The organism is Indolivaga macrotermitis (assembly GCF_900128985.1).
Taxonomy (GTDB): Bacteria; Bacteroidota; Bacteroidia; order Bacteroidales; family Dysgonomonadaceae; genus Dysgonomonas_A; species Dysgonomonas_A macrotermitis.
Window position 1 is genome coordinate 1 of sequence record NZ_FQUC01000016.1, and the last position, 16,385, is coordinate 16,385.

Genomic DNA, 16,385 nt, shown 5'->3' on the forward strand with positions numbered 1-16,385 from the left:
CGTATACATGGAGACGTGTACGTACGGTTCGGTGGCGAGTGCTTGGAAACCTACCACTGTGAAAGGTGGCAAGGCGCCGGGTGCTTAGCCTATGGTTAGGTGCTATTACTGCTACTTTCTTACTCATAATATTCAAATTTTATAGTTACTAAAAAGAAGTTTGTTACTTTTGTTTTGCAAACGTAAAGATAAAAAGCACCGGAAACAAGAACTTACAGATCTGTTCTATAGTTACCTTTATGTAACTTTTGCTGATTGTGAGTCGATTAGAGAATGATAAAAATGAAAGAAAAAATAAAAACCGAACTTTGCCCTATCAGGGACATTATTTGCAGGCTGAGCGACAAATGGTCGATGCTGGTTATTGTGATACTAAATGATGGCGGCACTATGCGTTTTAATGAGATACAGAAGGCTATGGACGATATTTCGCAACGGATGCTGACGGTTACTCTTCGTTCGCTTGAGGCTGATGGGCTGATCAGCAGGCGCATATATCCCGAAGTGCCACCCCGTGTAGAATACAGCCTTACACCTTTGGGTACAAGCCTGCTTCCCGCATTAACAATGTTGGTCGACTGGGCGAAGGAGAATACCGGAGCGATACAAGAATCGAGAAGGAGTTTCGAGTCCGTAAATAAGTAATTATTCCGTAAACATTTCCATTCTAAGCCCGGTGAGTTCAGCAAATAGCCTATCTGATATATTTTTTCAATTGCTTATCAGTATATAAATTCCGGTGCAGATAACAGAGAGAATAACGAATGCAAAAAAGATACGGATAATACGGCGTAAGGCTTCGTTTTTGGTTTTAGTATACAGAAAGGCAACAGCACAGATAACAGGCAGGGATATGTACCAAAAGTGGATGAGTACCATAAAAAGCGGCACAAAAAAAGAAAAGAATCCGGCTACTGTTTCCGACATATTCACGTTTATTTTCGGGTGGTAAAGATAGATGTCTTTATTTACATAAATAGGCGTTATTTGTTAATTTTGTTCCATATTTCTGCGTTTTTTATTTATATTTGCAAATAAGCGGTTTGTGTTTTGCCAAACTGATACAGTATCCGCTCCTCTCAATAAAAAAACACGAATAACATATATGTCGCATTTACCACCTTTAGTCAGTGATTTGGCTCTTATTCTTATAACAGCCGGTATAGTAACTATTATATTTAAACTGCTCAAGCAGCCTGTTGTACTTGGATACATAGTAGCAGGTTTTTTAATAAGCCCGCATTTCGGGTTGATACCCAATATTGTCGATATGTCCAATATCTCGGCATGGGCAGAGATCGGGGTTATATTCCTATTGTTTGCTCTCGGGCTCGAATTCAGTTTTAAGAAACTGATGGACGTCGGAGGAACAGCGTCCATTGCCACCCTCGTAAATATGGGGTCAATGATCGTTATCGGTTATATTCTCGGTCAGTTGATGGGATGGACACAGATGGAAAGTGTATTCCTCGGGGGAATGCTGTCGATGTCGTCGACTACTATTATTATAAAGGCTTTTAACGATATGGGACTGCAAAAGAAAAAGTTTGCAGGTATAGTATTCGGTATGCTGATAGTAGAGGATTTGGCAGCTATACTGATGATGGTATTATTGTCTACCGTCGCCAAAAGTAACCATGTAGAAGGGGCCGGATTACTCGAAAGTATATTACGGTTGGGATTCTTTATGGTGATTTGGTTTGTTGTCGGAATCTATCTTATCCCCAGTTTCCTAAAACGGTTCAAGAAGTATTTGAACGACGAAACAATGCTGATCGTTGCGGTTGGGCTGTGTCTCGGAATGGTGCTGTTTGCCGATTCTGTTGGATTTTCAGCCGCACTGGGTGCATTTATTATGGGATCTATTTTAGCAGAAACAATTGAGTCGAAACATATAGAGCATCTGATTGAGCCGATTAAAAATCTTTTCGGTGCGGTTTTCTTTGTATCGGTAGGTATGATGATTGCTCCCGGAATTGTAGCCGAATATATAGTACCTATACTATTATTGACGGTTGTTGTGCTCATCGGACGTGTAATCTTTGCAACACTGGGAGTTGTAGCTTCCGGCGAAGGGCTGAAAGTTTCTTTGCAGGCCGGGTTTAGCTTGGCTCAGATCGGAGAGTTTTCTTTCATCATCGCAACCTTGGGTATGCAACTGGGGGTTATCAGTGATTTTATTTATCCGATAATTGTCGCTGTATCAGTAATTACAACCTTTACCACTCCTTATTGTATAAAGTTGTCGGAACCGGTGTACCATGCTTTGGAAAAGGTTATTCCCGACAAATGGGGCAAGCTGATAACTGGATATGCCGAATCGAACCGGAAGACGGTAAATCATCAAACGGATTGGAATATTCTTCTTAAGAATGTATTGTCTACGGTAGCTATTTATTTTACGCTGTCATTAGCAGTGTATTTCTTCTCCAACAATTTTATAATACCTTATGTAATAGATTATATTCACGGTATTTGGGGGCATATTCTTGCCGGATTGGTAACATTACTGCTGATGGCTCCTTTTATGAGGTCTATCATGAGGCGGAAAAGCCGTTCGGAGGAAGCTAAAAAGCTATGGAAAGACAGTAACTTCAATAAAGGTGCGCTTATTGCATTGGAGACTTTGCGGATAGCGCTTTGTGTAGTACTTATTTTAATGGTGCTTATTCCGCTTTTCCCGAGAGCTACAGGTATTTTGCTGTTGGTATCGGGGGCTATTGCTACATTCCTGATTTTCTCTAATGGATTTAAGAGCCAGTCTCAAAGGATGGAGAAACAATTTTTCCGTAACCTGAATGACAAAGAACTTACCGAAGAAAGCCAGAAGGCAGTAGAGAAAAATGCTAAGACCAAATTGTTGAGTAAAAATATACATATCGAAAAGATAGATGTTCCACAAAATTCGCCACGGGTAGGTAAGACACTTGCCGAACTTAACTTTAAACAGTCTACGGGAGTCGATATTGTAAGCATTGTCAGAGGCGACCAGCGTATCAATATACCGGATGGTAATGTGAGGCTATATCCTTTTGATCGTTTGGTTGTTGCAGGGACAGATGAGGAACTTCAGGATCTGATAACTGCTCTGGATGAAAAAAATAATAAAGAACATCAACCGGAATCAGCCACTGTAAACGGGCAGATAGTAGTATCTCAATACGAATTGGAAGAAGGATGCCCACTGATAGGTAAGCTTATAAAGGAATCAAAAATCAAAGATAAAGCCGATTGTATGATTATCAGTATCGACCGTGATGGCGAAGCCATGGTTAGCTTTGGAGCCGATACGGTATTGCAGGTAGGTGATGTGCTTTGGTTAGCAGGAGAAAAAGAAAAATTAGAGAAATTTGAGGATAATATATCTGCTTGAATATTAGTGAAATAATTTTCATTCCGTGTTTTTTTTTCTAAAAAAGTCATTTTCTTTACAATATAATCGGGGCGAATGCGACTTCAATATTAGGAAGGCATGCATTCGACTTACAGAGGATAAATCTGTGATTATTTAACTTAAAGATTAAAAGAAATTTGACAATGAGAAAAAGAAGACATTCCGTAGGGAAATCTATATTAATGGGATTGGCTTTTATAGCTATTTTTGCGGCAGTGATAGCTGTAGTGATGTTATTGTGGAATGCTGTTATTCCGTCAGTCATTGGTTGGTCAGCTATTAATTACTGGCAGGCAGCAGGGTTATTGATTTTATCCCGCATTCTGTTTGGAAAATTCGGGCGTCCGGGTGGTCATCGCGGGCATTTCGGTAAACGCTGCAAACACGAAGACCACGGACGTTTACATGAACGTCTGCACAATATGTCTCGCGAAGAAAGAAAGGAATATATCCGTGACCGGATGAACAGGCACCGTGATTTCTGGTCTGACGATACAGATGATGAAAGCTCAGACGACGATGCACGCAATAACAAGCAATAATATGAGCGGCTCGCCTGAATCGCACAATGTTACAGAAATCTTCAATACGTATCAGGCTCAGTTAAGAGGCTTCATCAGTAAGAGGGTGGTTTCGAAGGACGACTGTGAGGATATATTGCAGAATGTATTTTACCAATTGTCGAAGGTCGATCCTTTAGTAAATCCGATCAATCAGATATCGGGGTGGTTATATGCCGTTACACGTAATCAGATAGCGGATTGGAGCCGTAAGCAAAAGAAAGAGGAAATGCCTGTTGTGACCAGAGAAGACGATGAGTTCCTGACCGAGGTTACAGAAATTCTTCTGCTGGATGACGAATCTCCCGAAACTACTTACCTGCGGTCTATTGTCTGGACAGAACTGGATGCAGCATTAGAGGAGTTACCGCCTTTACAAAGAGAGGTTTTTGAACTGACTGAATTGCAAGGGTTCTCCTTCAAGGAAATTTCTGAGTCGACCGGTATTCCAGTTAATACATTGCTATCCAGAAAACGATATGCTGTATTGTACCTGAGAGAAAGATTAAAGAATCTGTATGATGATCTGTTGAGTGATTAGTTCTCCATATATTAGTAATATATCAAGAAAAAGCCGGTGAATATTAATTCTCGCCGGCTTTTGTATTTCGGTAATACAGAATGTTATTTGTGTAACAGATCCACAATAGGCTTACCTATTGTACCACTAGGCATTTGTATGTGTAGCAATGCTGCAACAGTAGGTGCGATGTCGGTCATATACACTTCGGAGTTTGAGCTGCCATGTTTAACTCCCCATCCCATCCATACTAGGGGGATGTGTGCATCGTAAGGATTCCATGCACCGTGGGTAGCACCTTTCATATCTGACATGCTATACCATCCCGGTTTTAAGATTATTTGTATTTCGCCGCAAAGTTCCCGATTGTAACCATTGATAATTTTCTCTTTAATTACAGAAGGGATAGAAGCTTCCGATACTTTGTCTGTTACTACGGCGTAAGCTGTCGTAGGCAATGTATTCAGGTAAGTGATGCAGGCATCTCTCAGGTCATCCATATCGGTATCTGTAGTTATCTGCGAATAATTGAAATTTACCTGATAATTATAAAGGTTACGAACCATATCTGCTTTACCAAACTTTTTTTGCAGGTAGGCATTCAAGTCGGTTCTGATCTTTTCTTCGTCCCAGTTGCCTCCGTCTATCTTATTATCGTTAAGGAATTGCCCGTTGTGCCCACCTCCGTGGTCGGCAGTAAGGAATACGGTATAATTGCCTTTACCTATTTTCTGATCCAGATAGTTGAAAAAATCTCCTAAATCTTTATCCAGTCTGAGGTAAGTATCTTCGGTTTTGACAGAGTTAATCCCGAACTGGTGTCCGACATAGTCTGTCGAAGATAAGCTGATAGCCAGAAAATCGGTGTTAGGATGTTGTCCTAGTTGCTCATTTTCTAAAGCAAGTTTGGCAACATCAAGTGTCAGGGTATTGCCGTAAGGAGTGGAGCGGATCAGTCCCAGTCCGTTATCCTTGATAAGCTTCGATGTTGGAATAGGGAAGGTTACTTTATCTTGTCCTTCGTATGTGTTTTCGTAAACATTGTCGTCATTAGTACTTTGCAGGTAAGTATTGATAGGATATAATGTGTTCCAATCCTGAGCCAGATACTTTTGGGTTTGTTTCCGGTTATTAAAGTCGGTTAGCCATTTTGGAAGCTCTTGCATATACCAGGTGCTGGTTATCCAGTTGCCCGATTCGCCATCGAACCAGTATGCAGCGTCAGCAGAGTGCCCGGCAGGCAATATGCTGCCCCTGTCTTTGATAGATACCCCGATAACTTTAGACCTGAAATTAGTTGCAAGTTTTAACTCGTCGGTAACCGTTGTCGCTTTGAGGTTAAACGGAGACATTTTTCCGGCTTTGGCATTTTTATCGGCAGTACCTACACTGAATACTTTATCATCTTGGGTACAATACATAGACTGCCCGGTTGCCTGTATCGTGAAATCGTTTCCGGCAATACCGTGAATAGACGGAACCGAACCTGTGTAGATGGTGCTATGCCCGATAGCGGTATATGATGGTACATAATTGATCATTGTATTTTCGCAGGAAAAACCTTCATTTAACAGCCGTTTGAACCCGTCATTCGTGTAATGGTCGTAATACCTGTACAGATAATCCCAGCGCATCTGATCGACTACTATACCCACTACCAGTTTGGGATGTCCTATATTGTTCTGCCCCAGTAAAGTGAGCGATATAAAAAGTAAAAGTAAAGTAGATAATTTTTTATACATAACTCTTTGATTGATTATAGACTTTAAAATTACGTAAAAAGGAATAGACGGATTGTCATTTTTATATTAAAAAACGATGAATATTTTAATCATATTCATCGTTTAACTTTCTTAGCTTTATTGTTTAAAAATGCGGAAACCTATATACCCGATGGCAACAGCTCCTATACAGGCCATTATAATCAGCCATTTGGGATATACCTTTTGTGCCTCTCCGGCTATCTCAACTTTGTAAGGTATTTGTATCGAGTCGGTTCTGTAAATAGTGTCGGTTCTTATCCGGTCTCGGTACATATACCGGTACTTGGTAAGTAAAATGGTATCGCCTTTTTCTTTTAAGAATATCGAGTCGTATAAGTGTACCGAGTCCCGGAAGCTTTTGTATATGTATTCCGTCTTCTCGTTATTGACAGGGACATAAACAGTTCTGGTTTTACAACTGCTTGTAAACAAGCCTATAAATAAACAAATAAGGCAGATGATCGTATAAAATCGTTCAGAAATCTTTTTCATAGTAGTACCTCCTTTGCTTTATTCCATAAAATGAGCCTGCTTTGATATCCGTTCAGTCCACCGTTGATACGGCGGGTAAGTGTTTTAAAATCTTTTTCACCGGATGTAGCATAACGGTTTAGCTTCCTGTCTTTCCAATACCAGAAAGCGCATAATACTGCATATACAGGTTCTTTCAGTAAGTAGGGATTTGCAACGAAATCGATTTTCATAGCATCGGATAAAGCCTGATAATTAGCCCGCCCCGTGATTTGTATAAGTCCTCGCCCTTTGTATCTTGTACCATCCCCTTTACAGGTATTACCTAAGTCTTTACGTCCTTCGTAAGCGGATCCGGATGCTATTTCTTCAACATACCGCAGTTGTCCCGATTCGTGACCGATCTGTGCAAGGAAGGCGCAGACTCGTTCGGGAGTATTGACCTCGAATTCTTCGAGATACTGATTGATGTAAGAAAGGTATTTTTCTCTGTTCTCTTTTGTTGAAAGAGGATAGATAAGCTTGAGCTGATTATCAGTTATTTTCATTGTTTGTGTCTTTAGATGAGTGCTTATTATCTATTATTTTTTCTATTCCTTTCAGGATATTGTCTTTGTTCTCGATTAACGAAAGCAGGTCTTTGAAACTTTCGTACATGCGCCGCCTGTCTTTTTCTCCGGCTTTTTCGAGTACGGATTTAGCTTCGATAAATGCGAGGAATATACAACAAGCAAAACTGAAATAGGGTAGTGACAGGAATAACGATGCCAGAATATCGAACATCAGGGCAAATCCCATCAGCCCATAGTATTGTATTGCTTTGCTTACTGTACGCCTGAATCCGAATGAAGTATGTATTTCGCCCAACTGCTTAGCTTTGTATAGTCCGGAGACGAGATCGATAATGATAGCTGCCAGTACAATTACCCAGAGAATAAGAACGAACTGGAGTTTTTGAAATAAGATATCGTAATCTTTATTCAAAAATGAGTTAATGAAAAGTTGTGTCATAATCTTGAATTTGGTTTGTGTTCTGTTATATAGTATAGATAAAAAACTTGCGCCGGAAAGCACTCCGACGCAAGAAATAGTAGTGTTTTTTGTCTTTATAAATAAAAGAAGACATTGTTCTTCAAACCCTCAGTATGTAGGCTGACCGATGTTACAGCTTGCTGTAATTCGTTCCCGGTTATACGTGAGTTTACCGATATATTTTTAACTGATACTGTAATTTGTCCGGAATCGTTTTGTGAGTCGATAGAAATGGAATGTATCGTTTTCTCTTTATCAATCTCATCGGGTTTAATCTCTAATGATAGAGTGTCTATTTTCTTATCCGACAAGTCTGCACCGGACGGAGGAAAACCATTTTCAAAATCAGCCATATTACATAGGGTTTAAGGTGGTTATAGGTACCCGTATCTGCATAAAGCACCCCGTAATATCGTATGTGGGCAGGATAACCCCATTCGAACCACTGATGTTGGAATAAAAATCGGGATGACCGCTGGCTATATATGTTTCGTCGTCGCTGAGCATTTCGTTTGCTGTAGCTGTATGTTCGGCATGAAAACAACGCATATCTTCGGGGTTGATGTCGAAATAAATAGGCTTTTGTTTACCGGTCCAAAATGTTTTGTCCGTGGTTTCTGTCGAAAAATCAAAGTTTTGTTTCCAGCATCTTCTTAAATGACAGTTACCTGAAACGCTGATTGTCGATGTATCACTGGTTAAAAACGAATCGAAGCAAGGATGGGCTACACCTTTGTAAGTAACTCTACCGCTTGTGTCGTCTAGGTTGTTAGGTACAACATAATACCAATATCCATCAAGGACATTTCCTGATGTTATTTTAGTCGTAGGTACATCATCTACGATTCTTATTTGTAGGGTTTTATGGTTTGCAAAATCTCCTACTTCGTAAATGGATGGTTTAGTTTCGTTCGAAGCAGTATATTCGGTCACACCTTCGACTCCGCAGAATATATTGGTACGTGTGAGAATTGAAGTATTGTATGTCTTGCCATTATAAGATATCTGGGCCAGGTTTCCATCTGCTGACCTTACAATATAGTAAGAGCCCGGTTTGATCTGTCCTGAAGCAGTAATCTCTTTAGCGATAGAGTAAGTACTGTCAACATCAATTCCGGAAGTAGCCGGCAGGTTATGATTCAGGAGCACGCTGTTCAGTTTCTTTTTTCCTTCCAGCCAGATGATTTTACTGTCGGCATAAGCCTCTATGCGGGAAGTGGAAGACAATGATTCGCTTAGTGAGATATGATCTTGTTTGAGCGTAACTTTGCTATTATAGCTTCCGGTAACAAATGATTCAGGCTTAGTACTTTCTGTCGTAATAGGAATGTTCTTTACAAACTTGGGTGAAAATCCGAATATGATTCCTGTTTTTTTGTAAAACTGATGTAAATAACTGTTTTCTAATACATAATGTGAATTGTCCGTAGAATCGTTAGTGAAAATCCATCGCGAGAGTTTTTCCGGTACACTTGATACCAGAGAATCAATTTGGGGAATGGTCAGCCCTTGAGTTTCGCACCTGTCGATGAAGCTTTGTTTTAGCTCTTCTGGAGTATTTCCTGACAAGACTGTAGCTTCTGTTTCGTCTCCAATGATGAACGAGCAGTTACTAAAAGCAGCATAGTTTGTAGCGAAGCTACTTAGTGTAGTATTATCTATTGTAATCGAACATCTGACAAGTAAGGGTTGTGTAGTACGAAGTATTTCATTGAAATCTGTACATTCTATAAATGTGCTGTTGGAGGTAAAAATAGTAGTACTGTATCTGACAAAAGCTTTTCCTTTGAATACACAGTTTACAATACTTCCCGAACCGAAAACCGAACCTCCGGTTATTTCGAGGTTATCGAAAATTGAGTTTTGGGCTTTTATCGGAATAGTTCCGATGCTATTGGGGTTTAGTCTTTTTACGCAGACATGTTTTAAAATAGGTGTATATGATGCGTAATTTATTGCTCTTACAAACGTAAATTGGTTTATAATAGAAGATTCCATTGATTGCCCGATTATCAGGTGGTTTGATCCTAAATTGGAGGTTATGTTAAACGATCCGTTTCCGATTATTAATTCAGCTTTTCCCATAGTTGGCCATGATGTATAAGGGTTTTGCCGCGTTCCTGTACCTGCCGATGCTCCCAGTAGTGATGCATATACAGCACTTGCGGCAACATTTATATTCTCCCAATTAAGGTATTCTTCTTTCCATTCAAATGTTTTCATTATTCTATATTGTTTTGTGTTATAGCAAAATATCTGTTATTAAATATACTGATCGTTGTTTCTTCGAGCTTGTATAAGGTACATGTATCGGAGGGTATTTCTTCAGCGTTATCTGATACATAATTTAATGTTTCGGAAGCTTGCTGTTCCCATTTCAGGGAATCATTAAAAATAAATGTAGTATCGTTGCTTTTTATTTCTATAATCATGGTTATTCTATTATTACTTTGGTGAATAAATAAACTGTTGCCGCTTTGTTCTGGCTTTCGACAGTATTCGGTTTTTCGATCCGTATTATGGCATCGGTAGAAGTATAACTACTCAAATCTATCTGAATATCGGAGCCGATATTAACCGACATCCAGTTATCATTATTAATATCATTGGGTTTGATATATAATGCAGACAGGTTATTACCTGTTGCTCTGTAAAGAGTCATTTTCTCACCGACCGGAATGATTTGTGTATCCGTTTCCATAACTACGGCTATGCGGCGTTCGTTAGAGGCACGGGCAATCTCCGAAAACGGAATTTTTACCGACTGTTTGTCGTTCTCATTATCGGGATCGTACCCGAAGAAGTAGGTGTTCTGCACCCGTTTACTCTCGGGGAGATCACTTATTTTTATTATTTTCAAATCCTTACTCATGGAATTTCAATTAAAATATTTGTTTCATCGTTATTTTCGGTTACTAAATATTGGCTGTGTTCGGAGCCTAATACTTTTGTTTTGACTACATCGGGGTGTACTTCGAATGAAGGAAGAACAGAGCTTTTTTCTATTTTCAGCTGCATACCGTTTATTCCTCCTGCCTGTCCGCTTTGTTCGGAATAAGTTAGCTTGGCACCGCCATCCGATCCGAAAGAAAAGTATGTATCGAGTACTGTGCGGAAAACAACCAGAAAGCGTCCGTTCTGTGCCTGTTGTATCCAGCTGATAGTACTTTTATTGATCGTGCGGATGTAAGAACTAAGCTCCTGCTTATAAATACCGGAAGAATAAGTTTCGCTGAAATTGCATTCGTCGACTATTCCCACTTCCAGAAAACGGTTCTCTTTGAAGATCATATTCACAAAAGCCTTATCGTACAAACTGTCATCTTCGAACTGGTACGATATGAAGTCGCTGATGTTGAGCAGCCATATATGGGAGATACCTCCGGCATTGTATTCGGCAATGTTTTCGATCCCTGTTTGTATGTTTATACTCATCGCTTTTTTACTATAGATAAATTTTCAGAAAATAAAAGAGATTAAGTATTACCTATCAAAGAAGACAGTAAGCTCTTCGGTTATAGCATCGAACAGATCATCAGCCCACTTGTCTTCAAATGCAGTATCTAGACGTTGCTCCAAAATGGATAGGATAGGGCGGGCAGCGATACCGTCGCGCCTGATAGCATTTGCGATTGCAAAAAGTACATCGTTGGTCGTCGGGATCCCTTTGCGGATAGCCCAGTCGCGAAGCTCGTCAATAGAAGGCATTTCGCCCGAACCGGCTTTGCGTCCGTTCTCGATATGGTCGAGATAATCATCGAACAGTATACGGATAATGGGATTAGGTTCAGCCGAAAGCTTTACTTCTACCTTCTCCCGGATTGAGCTGTCTCTCAGTCCGTTTTCGTCAAATACCTGACGGGTTATACTGAGCACGTCTCCGGCAATGGCAGATAGTACTTGTTGTAGGGTAGTGCTGTCCATTATTTTGATGTTTTAAGGTCGAATACCGGTAGTTTATTCACGAATGTTTCGCATCCGCCCTTTGATATATTTATATCGAAACGGTTGAGGATGTCCTTCTCTTCAAATTCTTTATCCGAATCGAATTGTTCTTCTATCAGGCAGAGGTTTTGCATGTTACGTTGAACAAGGTCGACCGAAAAGCGGCATCCGCAGGCATTATTATCATAATAATTACGCAGGGTGAGGTAAGTCCATGTAGGGAGAACGGTTACCGGAATGTTTCCGTCCGCTTTGATACGTTCCAGAATATTCAATCCGATGGAGAATGCGAGGTTTTGGAATTGTATGGTTTCCGCTTCATCCTCGGGAATAAGGAGTACCGAGAAGTTGACCGTATTGGTAAATACATGTTGCTGGTTTCGCCCTGATATAGGGTCTTCGAGCCAGAAAACGGGGTGCAGTTCGTTACCCGAACCCAGTTCGAAATTGCGGTTGTAATAAAACGAGCGGATAGTTTTGTGTTCGCGTGCCTGGTTGCGAAACAGTTCAATAATCGAGTTTATCATATTCGTACTTTATTTGATAGATAAATTCTTATATTTATGCCCTGAAAAAAGAATAGCTGCCTGTATAGGGCAGTATTTGGGGATAATTTTATACGTAGTTTATACATGGCAAAGAATAATAGAACGAAGAAAATTCTGCTGAGGCTGTTATATATTGTAATAGCTGTTTTTGTATTTTTCAATATCATTGCGGCTATACAGGCTTATGCGATGACTCACTTTGTAAATAAAACGCCCGAACAGGTAGCCGAACAGGGTACCCTGAGTATGCTGTTTACCGGAATGGATGTACCTCGGCCGGTAAGTAATGCTGTGCCTGATAGGCCTTTCCAATTGGTGAGTATTCCTGCTGAGGGGGATAACACGATGGAAGCATGGATGATAAAGACCGATTCGGTGTCGAAAGGCTTATTTATCCTGTTCCACGGATATACCGACCATGCCGAAAGCATGTTGCACGAAGCATATCCCTTGCTCGATATGGGATACGATGTACTGATACCTAATTTCAGGGGAGCGGGCAACTCGTATAGCAACCAATCGACAATAGGCTATCTCGAAGCTGCGAATGTAAAAGAGGCTTACGACTATGCCGTGAGAGAGTTGAAGCCTGCGAATATTTCACTACTCGGAATGTCGATGGGTGCGGCAGCTATTACAAAGGCAATGCACGATTACCAGCTTCCTGTTAAATGTGTTATTCTCGAAGCGCCTTATGGCAGGATGTTCGATGCGGTAGGGGTACGTATGGGAAAGATGATACCTGTGATGGGTACGCCAATGACTTATCTGATGACTTTTTGGGGTGGGGCGGTCAATGGCTTTAATGCTTTCGGTATGAATCCCGATGAGTTTGTAAAGGATATAAAAGTACCTACACTATTGTTGTATGGAGGTAAAGACCAGCATATACCTGTCGATGAATCGTTGAGAATTTACAATAATATAGGTGCACAGGTAAAAGATGCACATATGTTTGCCGAAGCCACACACGAGAGTTATCCCCGTTCGTGGTTGGATGAATGGAAATCAACAGTTTCGGCTTTTCTAAAGGATAAGGTTGAGAAATAATAAGGAAAAGCAACTAAAGGAAATATATAGACGGGATTCTTTCGGGAATCCCGTTTTTGTATTTTCTATAAACCTTTTACAAGTTTAATAGTCTATATTTGTATACAAACAATATAAATCTATTAACACTTTTGATTATGAAAACGGATATTTATACAAAAATCGTACTTACAGTAATTGCTATTGCCTTAAGCGTTATTGCTTTCCAAAATGTGAACTTCGTAACTACCGCTAAAGCTGATACTACTGCTGGTGCGCCTGCACCGTTACCTGCTACTACACAAACCGCACCTGTGGATGTGAATATTACACATATTGATGGAAAGAAATTGTGGAATAGAGAAGGGGATGGTATTTTACCTATTCAGATTGTTTATAATTATGATAGATGATATCTTTCCATCTTTTATCTATAATATAAAAGATGGAAGGAAAGAAAAGAACCTTTATTATAGAACTTGAAGGTATAGAAAAAGCCTATGATAATGTAGGTAAGTTAGCTGAAAAGCTGAATGCTTTAGATAACCAGATAAGTAATTCTAAAACATCGTTGTTGATTGCAGAAGTTTTTAATAATTCATCGGTTTTACTTACAAACACGAATATTCAAATAGAAAATTTGAGTAAAGCTATTAATGGGTCAAATTCCTCCTATTCTTTAAACCTCTCAAAAGTTTAATAGTCTATATTTGTAAACAAACAATATAAATCTATTAACACTTTTGATTATGAAAACGGATACCTACACAAAAATCGTACTTACTGTAATTGCTATTGCCTTAAGCGTTATTGCTTTCCAAAATGTAAACTTCGTAACTATCGCTAAAGCCGATACTACAGCTAGTGCACCTGCACCGTTACCCGCTGCTACACAGAATGCTCCTGTGGATGTGAATATTACGCATATTGATGGGGAAAAAATAAATATATCTAGGAATTATAATAGTTATAATGGTCTACCTGTTCAAATATATCATAATTATGATAAATAGAACCCTCTTCTTTTTTATCTATACAAGAAAAGATGGGAGATAATAAGAAAATATTTATCATAGAAATAGATGGTTTAAAGAAGGCTTATGAGGATATAAGTAAATTAATTGAAAAACTAAATACCTTAGATCAACAGATAAGTAATTCTAAGACATCGTTATTGATCGCAGAAGTTTTTAGTAGTTCATCAACTTTACTAACAAACACAAATGTTCAGATAGAAAATCTGAGTAAAGCTATTAATGGGCTAACTCCTTTAATAGATATAACAAAAAAATTGGCAGAGATACAGACTGATTCAAATAAAGAGGTCGGGATAATTAAAACCAAAACCGAAAAAATAGAAGCTATCAATATTGCAAGTTTTGCTAAGCGAAGTGAGGCATATCAAAGTTTGTTGGATGGAATGAAGAAAGGTGAGCAAGAATACCGTACCTCTTTAAGCCAAACTATTGAAAAAATAGAGGAGAGCAGTAAAAAATCCGGTGGAGAAGTTTTGAAATATACCGCAGAATCTAAAGTTTTATATATGCAGCATTTTGAAACGCTGGAGAAACTGTATGCAAGTGATGCTGAAAAGTTAAAGGTAACATTAGCCCAGAAAGAAGAGTATGAAAAGAAGTATGTAGATAGACTTAAGGTAGTTCAGGACGAAATGATAAAATTAATAAAAGAAAAGGATAAATTGTTTGATTTGGAAAAAGTTATTATAGATGCGAAAAATATCAAAACAGATATTATTAAAAATAATGATACCACAACCAATGTGGATGCTACCCGTGCACAACTGGAACAAACACAAGAAGATATAGATAACCTGAATAAATCTCTAAAAGATTCGAAAGAAGCGGCTGACCTGTTCTTTACAAGTGTTCGGGGTATGTATGCCGAAGTATTGGGCGACCATCTGGATAGCCTTGTCAATCTCGATAAAGAATCGGCAGAATATCAAGCATTGTCCGACACACAAAAAAAGTCCCTCGAAGAATATAAGGGGATTCTCGACCTGAAATCGGATTACGACAACAAATACCTGCTAAAGAAAGCAGAAATGCATGTACTCGAAGAAAAGCAACAGGCAACGAGCAATTCGGTTATGCTGAAAGGGCTTACCGAAACCCTCGATCAAATCGGTTTGCAATGGTCGAGATACGGTAGTCAGTTGCAGACTATGATGACAAACCTGTCGTCTTTTATGACTGCCAGTAAAGACTTATATACGGCTGAGGCCGCTAAAGTGGGTGAGGCAATCACAGCCATAGATAAGCAGTTACAAGCTTCGACCGAGAAGCGGAAGGCATTGGAAGAAGAAGCCAAGACAGCTACAGGCGGACGGCTTATTGCCCTCGAAGAACAGAAAGCCCGTGAAATAGAAGTAAGCAAAGAACTCGAAGCCCGCAAAAAAGAAGAAGCTACAGAGAAAGCCCGTCTGGAAAAGGAAGCTGAAAAGAGGGATAAACGGGCAAAGCGTTTGGCTATTGTAATGAGTATACCTAAGGCTGTGGCTGATGTGGCAGCCGGAGTATCTAAGGCATTGTCATTAGGTTTGTTGGGTATTCCTATTGCTGCCATTATTGCTGCACAGGGAGCAATACAGATTGCAACGGTCAAAAAGCAATTGGATAAGATCAATCTCGAAGACGGGGGCTTGCTTCGTGGCAAACGCCATTCGCAGGGAGGTATGCGTATCGAGGGTACAAATATCGAAGTAGAAGGCGACGAGTATGTGGTAAATCGTATTTCGACGCGCAAAAACCTCGGACTGATTGAGTATATCAACAAAGAGCGGCGCGAACTTGCACCCGAAGACCTTACAGGGTATTTCAGCCGGAGTAAGGGATACAGCCAGCCACAAGTGGCGACACGCCGCATGTACGAAGAGGGCGGACAACTGACCAACCTCGAAATGGTGGGTTCGGTTACCGCTCCCGACAACGATAAGATACTGGAGGCTATCTCGCGTATCGATTTCCGTCCTGTAGTTTCGGTGGTCGATATAGCCAGTGCACAGCGCAGTGTAACCACTGTACAGAGTTCAGTAGGGATTTGATCCTGTCAGAATAAAACAGATGCCGGTATGTATTGCTGAATACATGCCGGTTTTTTATT

The 16,385-nt window shown here is 39.9% G+C and carries 21 protein-coding genes; 9 read left to right on the forward strand and 12 right to left on the reverse strand.

What is annotated here, in order from left to right; translation table 11 throughout:
• Positions 1-282: 282 nt before the first annotated feature.
• The gene (locus BUC12_RS16385) at positions 283-645 is read left to right on the forward strand and encodes a winged helix-turn-helix transcriptional regulator (protein WP_062182852.1); all 363 of its coding nucleotides are present in this window, start codon (positions 283-285) and stop codon (positions 643-645) included.
• Between the two features lie 66 nt (positions 646-711).
• Here BUC12_RS16385 and BUC12_RS16390 read toward each other — a convergent pair whose 3' ends face one another.
• Complete coding sequence (locus BUC12_RS16390; protein WP_062182854.1) at positions 712-927, reverse strand: hypothetical protein; 216 nt, start codon at positions 925-927, stop codon at positions 712-714.
• 178 nt (positions 928-1,105) lie between these two features.
• On the opposite strand from BUC12_RS16390, the gene BUC12_RS16395 reads away from it, so the two are divergent.
• The 3 genes from BUC12_RS16395 (at position 1,106) to BUC12_RS16405 (ending at position 4,495) form a co-directional block, all read left to right on the forward strand.
• Positions 1,106-3,373: a cation:proton antiporter gene (locus tag BUC12_RS16395; protein ID WP_062182857.1), complete on the forward strand. Its 2,268-nt coding sequence runs from the start codon at positions 1,106-1,108 to the stop codon at positions 3,371-3,373.
• Between the two features lie 164 nt (positions 3,374-3,537).
• Entirely contained in the window at positions 3,538-3,936 is a 399-nt protein-coding gene (locus tag BUC12_RS16400) for a hypothetical protein (RefSeq protein ID WP_070808617.1), read from the forward strand.
• Entirely contained in the window at positions 3,914-4,495 is a 582-nt protein-coding gene (locus BUC12_RS16405) for an RNA polymerase sigma factor (protein ID WP_062182864.1), read from the forward strand. Before BUC12_RS16400 ends, BUC12_RS16405 begins: the two co-directional genes overlap by 23 nt.
• An 83-nt stretch (positions 4,496-4,578) precedes the next feature.
• On the opposite strand, the gene pafA is transcribed toward BUC12_RS16405, so the two are convergent.
• The 11 genes from pafA to BUC12_RS16460 form a co-directional block, all read right to left on the reverse strand.
• Positions 4,579-6,216 carry an alkaline phosphatase PafA gene (pafA, locus tag BUC12_RS16410; protein WP_062182867.1) on the reverse strand — a complete coding sequence of 546 codons (1,638 nt, stop codon included), beginning with the start codon at positions 6,214-6,216 and terminating at the stop codon, positions 4,579-4,581.
• Between the two features lie 117 nt (positions 6,217-6,333).
• Positions 6,334-6,729, reverse strand: a complete 396-nt coding sequence (locus BUC12_RS16415; protein ID WP_062182870.1) for a hypothetical protein — start codon at positions 6,727-6,729, stop codon at positions 6,334-6,336.
• Positions 6,726-7,256 (reverse strand): glycoside hydrolase family 19 protein, encoded by a 531-nt coding sequence (locus tag BUC12_RS16420; protein WP_062182873.1) that lies wholly within the window; start codon positions 7,254-7,256, stop codon positions 6,726-6,728. The genes BUC12_RS16415 and BUC12_RS16420 overlap by 4 nt, the downstream gene beginning before the upstream one ends.
• The gene (locus BUC12_RS16425) at positions 7,243-7,719 is read right to left on the reverse strand and encodes a phage holin family protein (RefSeq protein ID WP_062182877.1); all 477 of its coding nucleotides are present in this window, start codon (positions 7,717-7,719) and stop codon (positions 7,243-7,245) included. Before BUC12_RS16425 ends, BUC12_RS16420 begins: the two co-directional genes overlap by 14 nt.
• A gap of 95 nt (positions 7,720-7,814) precedes the next feature.
• Entirely contained in the window at positions 7,815-8,093 is a 279-nt protein-coding gene (locus BUC12_RS16430; protein ID WP_062182880.1) for a hypothetical protein, read from the reverse strand.
• Position 8,094: 1 nt separating this feature from the next.
• Positions 8,095-9,963, reverse strand: a complete 1,869-nt coding sequence (locus BUC12_RS16435) for a hypothetical protein (RefSeq protein WP_062182882.1) — start codon at positions 9,961-9,963, stop codon at positions 8,095-8,097.
• On the reverse strand, positions 9,963-10,172 hold the full coding sequence (locus tag BUC12_RS16440; RefSeq protein ID WP_062182885.1) for a hypothetical protein: 210 nt from the start codon (positions 10,170-10,172) through the stop codon (positions 9,963-9,965). Before BUC12_RS16440 ends, BUC12_RS16435 begins: the two co-directional genes overlap by 1 nt.
• Positions 10,173-10,174: 2 nt before the next feature.
• Positions 10,175-10,612: a hypothetical protein gene (locus BUC12_RS16445; protein WP_062182888.1), complete on the reverse strand. Its 438-nt coding sequence runs from the start codon at positions 10,610-10,612 to the stop codon at positions 10,175-10,177.
• Positions 10,609-11,175 (reverse strand): hypothetical protein, encoded by a 567-nt coding sequence (locus BUC12_RS16450; RefSeq protein WP_062182891.1) that lies wholly within the window; start codon positions 11,173-11,175, stop codon positions 10,609-10,611. The genes BUC12_RS16445 and BUC12_RS16450 overlap by 4 nt, the downstream gene beginning before the upstream one ends.
• Positions 11,176-11,223: 48 nt before the next feature.
• On the reverse strand, positions 11,224-11,664 hold the full coding sequence (locus BUC12_RS16455) for a hypothetical protein (RefSeq protein ID WP_062182894.1): 441 nt from the start codon (positions 11,662-11,664) through the stop codon (positions 11,224-11,226).
• Positions 11,664-12,212 (reverse strand): hypothetical protein, encoded by a 549-nt coding sequence (locus tag BUC12_RS16460; protein WP_062182897.1) that lies wholly within the window; start codon positions 12,210-12,212, stop codon positions 11,664-11,666. The genes BUC12_RS16455 and BUC12_RS16460 overlap by 1 nt, the downstream gene beginning before the upstream one ends.
• 105 nt (positions 12,213-12,317) lie before the next feature.
• Between BUC12_RS16460 and BUC12_RS16465 the strand changes: the two genes are divergently transcribed.
• From BUC12_RS16465 to BUC12_RS16485, 5 genes are all read left to right on the forward strand, one after another.
• Entirely contained in the window at positions 12,318-13,283 is a 966-nt protein-coding gene (locus BUC12_RS16465; protein WP_062182900.1) for an alpha/beta hydrolase family protein, read from the forward strand.
• Positions 13,284-13,420: 137 nt separating this feature from the next.
• Entirely contained in the window at positions 13,421-13,675 is a 255-nt protein-coding gene (locus BUC12_RS16470) for a hypothetical protein (protein ID WP_062182903.1), read from the forward strand.
• 32 nt (positions 13,676-13,707) lie between these two features.
• Positions 13,708-13,962 carry a hypothetical protein gene (locus tag BUC12_RS16475; protein ID WP_062182906.1) on the forward strand — a complete coding sequence of 85 codons (255 nt, stop codon included), beginning with the start codon at positions 13,708-13,710 and terminating at the stop codon, positions 13,960-13,962.
• A gap of 49 nt (positions 13,963-14,011) precedes the next feature.
• Positions 14,012-14,275 (forward strand): hypothetical protein, encoded by a 264-nt coding sequence (locus BUC12_RS16480; RefSeq protein ID WP_062182909.1) that lies wholly within the window; start codon positions 14,012-14,014, stop codon positions 14,273-14,275.
• Positions 14,276-14,307: 32 nt separating this feature from the next.
• A complete protein-coding gene (locus BUC12_RS16485) occupies positions 14,308-16,326 on the forward strand; it encodes a hypothetical protein (protein ID WP_062182912.1) in 2,019 nt (672 codons plus the stop codon).
• The last annotated feature ends 59 nt before the right edge of the window (positions 16,327-16,385 follow it).

What these genes read in the sequence shown, in the direction of transcription:
- BUC12_RS16385 (WP_062182852.1), top strand. Translation starts at nt 283, where the DNA reads ATGAAAGAAAAAATAAAAACCGAACTTTGCCCTATCAGGGACATTATT.
- BUC12_RS16390 (WP_062182854.1), bottom strand. Translation starts at nt 927, where the DNA reads ATGTCGGAAACAGTAGCCGGATTCTTTTCTTTTTTTGTGCCGCTTTTT.
- BUC12_RS16395 (WP_062182857.1), top strand. Translation starts at nt 1,106, where the DNA reads ATGTCGCATTTACCACCTTTAGTCAGTGATTTGGCTCTTATTCTTATA.
- BUC12_RS16400 (WP_070808617.1), top strand. Translation starts at nt 3,538, where the DNA reads ATGAGAAAAAGAAGACATTCCGTAGGGAAATCTATATTAATGGGATTG.
- BUC12_RS16405 (WP_062182864.1), top strand. Translation starts at nt 3,914, where the DNA reads ATGCACGCAATAACAAGCAATAATATGAGCGGCTCGCCTGAATCGCAC.
- pafA (WP_062182867.1), bottom strand. Translation starts at nt 6,216, where the DNA reads ATGTATAAAAAATTATCTACTTTACTTTTACTTTTTATATCGCTCACT.
- BUC12_RS16415 (WP_062182870.1), bottom strand. Translation starts at nt 6,729, where the DNA reads ATGAAAAAGATTTCTGAACGATTTTATACGATCATCTGCCTTATTTGT.
- BUC12_RS16420 (WP_062182873.1), bottom strand. Translation starts at nt 7,256, where the DNA reads ATGAAAATAACTGATAATCAGCTCAAGCTTATCTATCCTCTTTCAACA.
- BUC12_RS16425 (WP_062182877.1), bottom strand. Translation starts at nt 7,719, where the DNA reads ATGACACAACTTTTCATTAACTCATTTTTGAATAAAGATTACGATATC.
- BUC12_RS16430 (WP_062182880.1), bottom strand. Translation starts at nt 8,093, where the DNA reads ATGGCTGATTTTGAAAATGGTTTTCCTCCGTCCGGTGCAGACTTGTCG.
- BUC12_RS16435 (WP_062182882.1), bottom strand. Translation starts at nt 9,963, where the DNA reads ATGAAAACATTTGAATGGAAAGAAGAATACCTTAATTGGGAGAATATA.
- BUC12_RS16440 (WP_062182885.1), bottom strand. Translation starts at nt 10,172, where the DNA reads ATGATTATAGAAATAAAAAGCAACGATACTACATTTATTTTTAATGAT.
- BUC12_RS16445 (WP_062182888.1), bottom strand. Translation starts at nt 10,612, where the DNA reads ATGAGTAAGGATTTGAAAATAATAAAAATAAGTGATCTCCCCGAGAGT.
- BUC12_RS16450 (WP_062182891.1), bottom strand. Translation starts at nt 11,175, where the DNA reads ATGAGTATAAACATACAAACAGGGATCGAAAACATTGCCGAATACAAT.
- BUC12_RS16455 (WP_062182894.1), bottom strand. Translation starts at nt 11,664, where the DNA reads ATGGACAGCACTACCCTACAACAAGTACTATCTGCCATTGCCGGAGAC.
- BUC12_RS16460 (WP_062182897.1), bottom strand. Translation starts at nt 12,212, where the DNA reads ATGATAAACTCGATTATTGAACTGTTTCGCAACCAGGCACGCGAACAC.
- BUC12_RS16465 (WP_062182900.1), top strand. Translation starts at nt 12,318, where the DNA reads ATGGCAAAGAATAATAGAACGAAGAAAATTCTGCTGAGGCTGTTATAT.
- BUC12_RS16470 (WP_062182903.1), top strand. Translation starts at nt 13,421, where the DNA reads ATGAAAACGGATATTTATACAAAAATCGTACTTACAGTAATTGCTATT.
- BUC12_RS16475 (WP_062182906.1), top strand. Translation starts at nt 13,708, where the DNA reads ATGGAAGGAAAGAAAAGAACCTTTATTATAGAACTTGAAGGTATAGAA.
- BUC12_RS16480 (WP_062182909.1), top strand. Translation starts at nt 14,012, where the DNA reads ATGAAAACGGATACCTACACAAAAATCGTACTTACTGTAATTGCTATT.
- BUC12_RS16485 (WP_062182912.1), top strand. Translation starts at nt 14,308, where the DNA reads ATGGGAGATAATAAGAAAATATTTATCATAGAAATAGATGGTTTAAAG.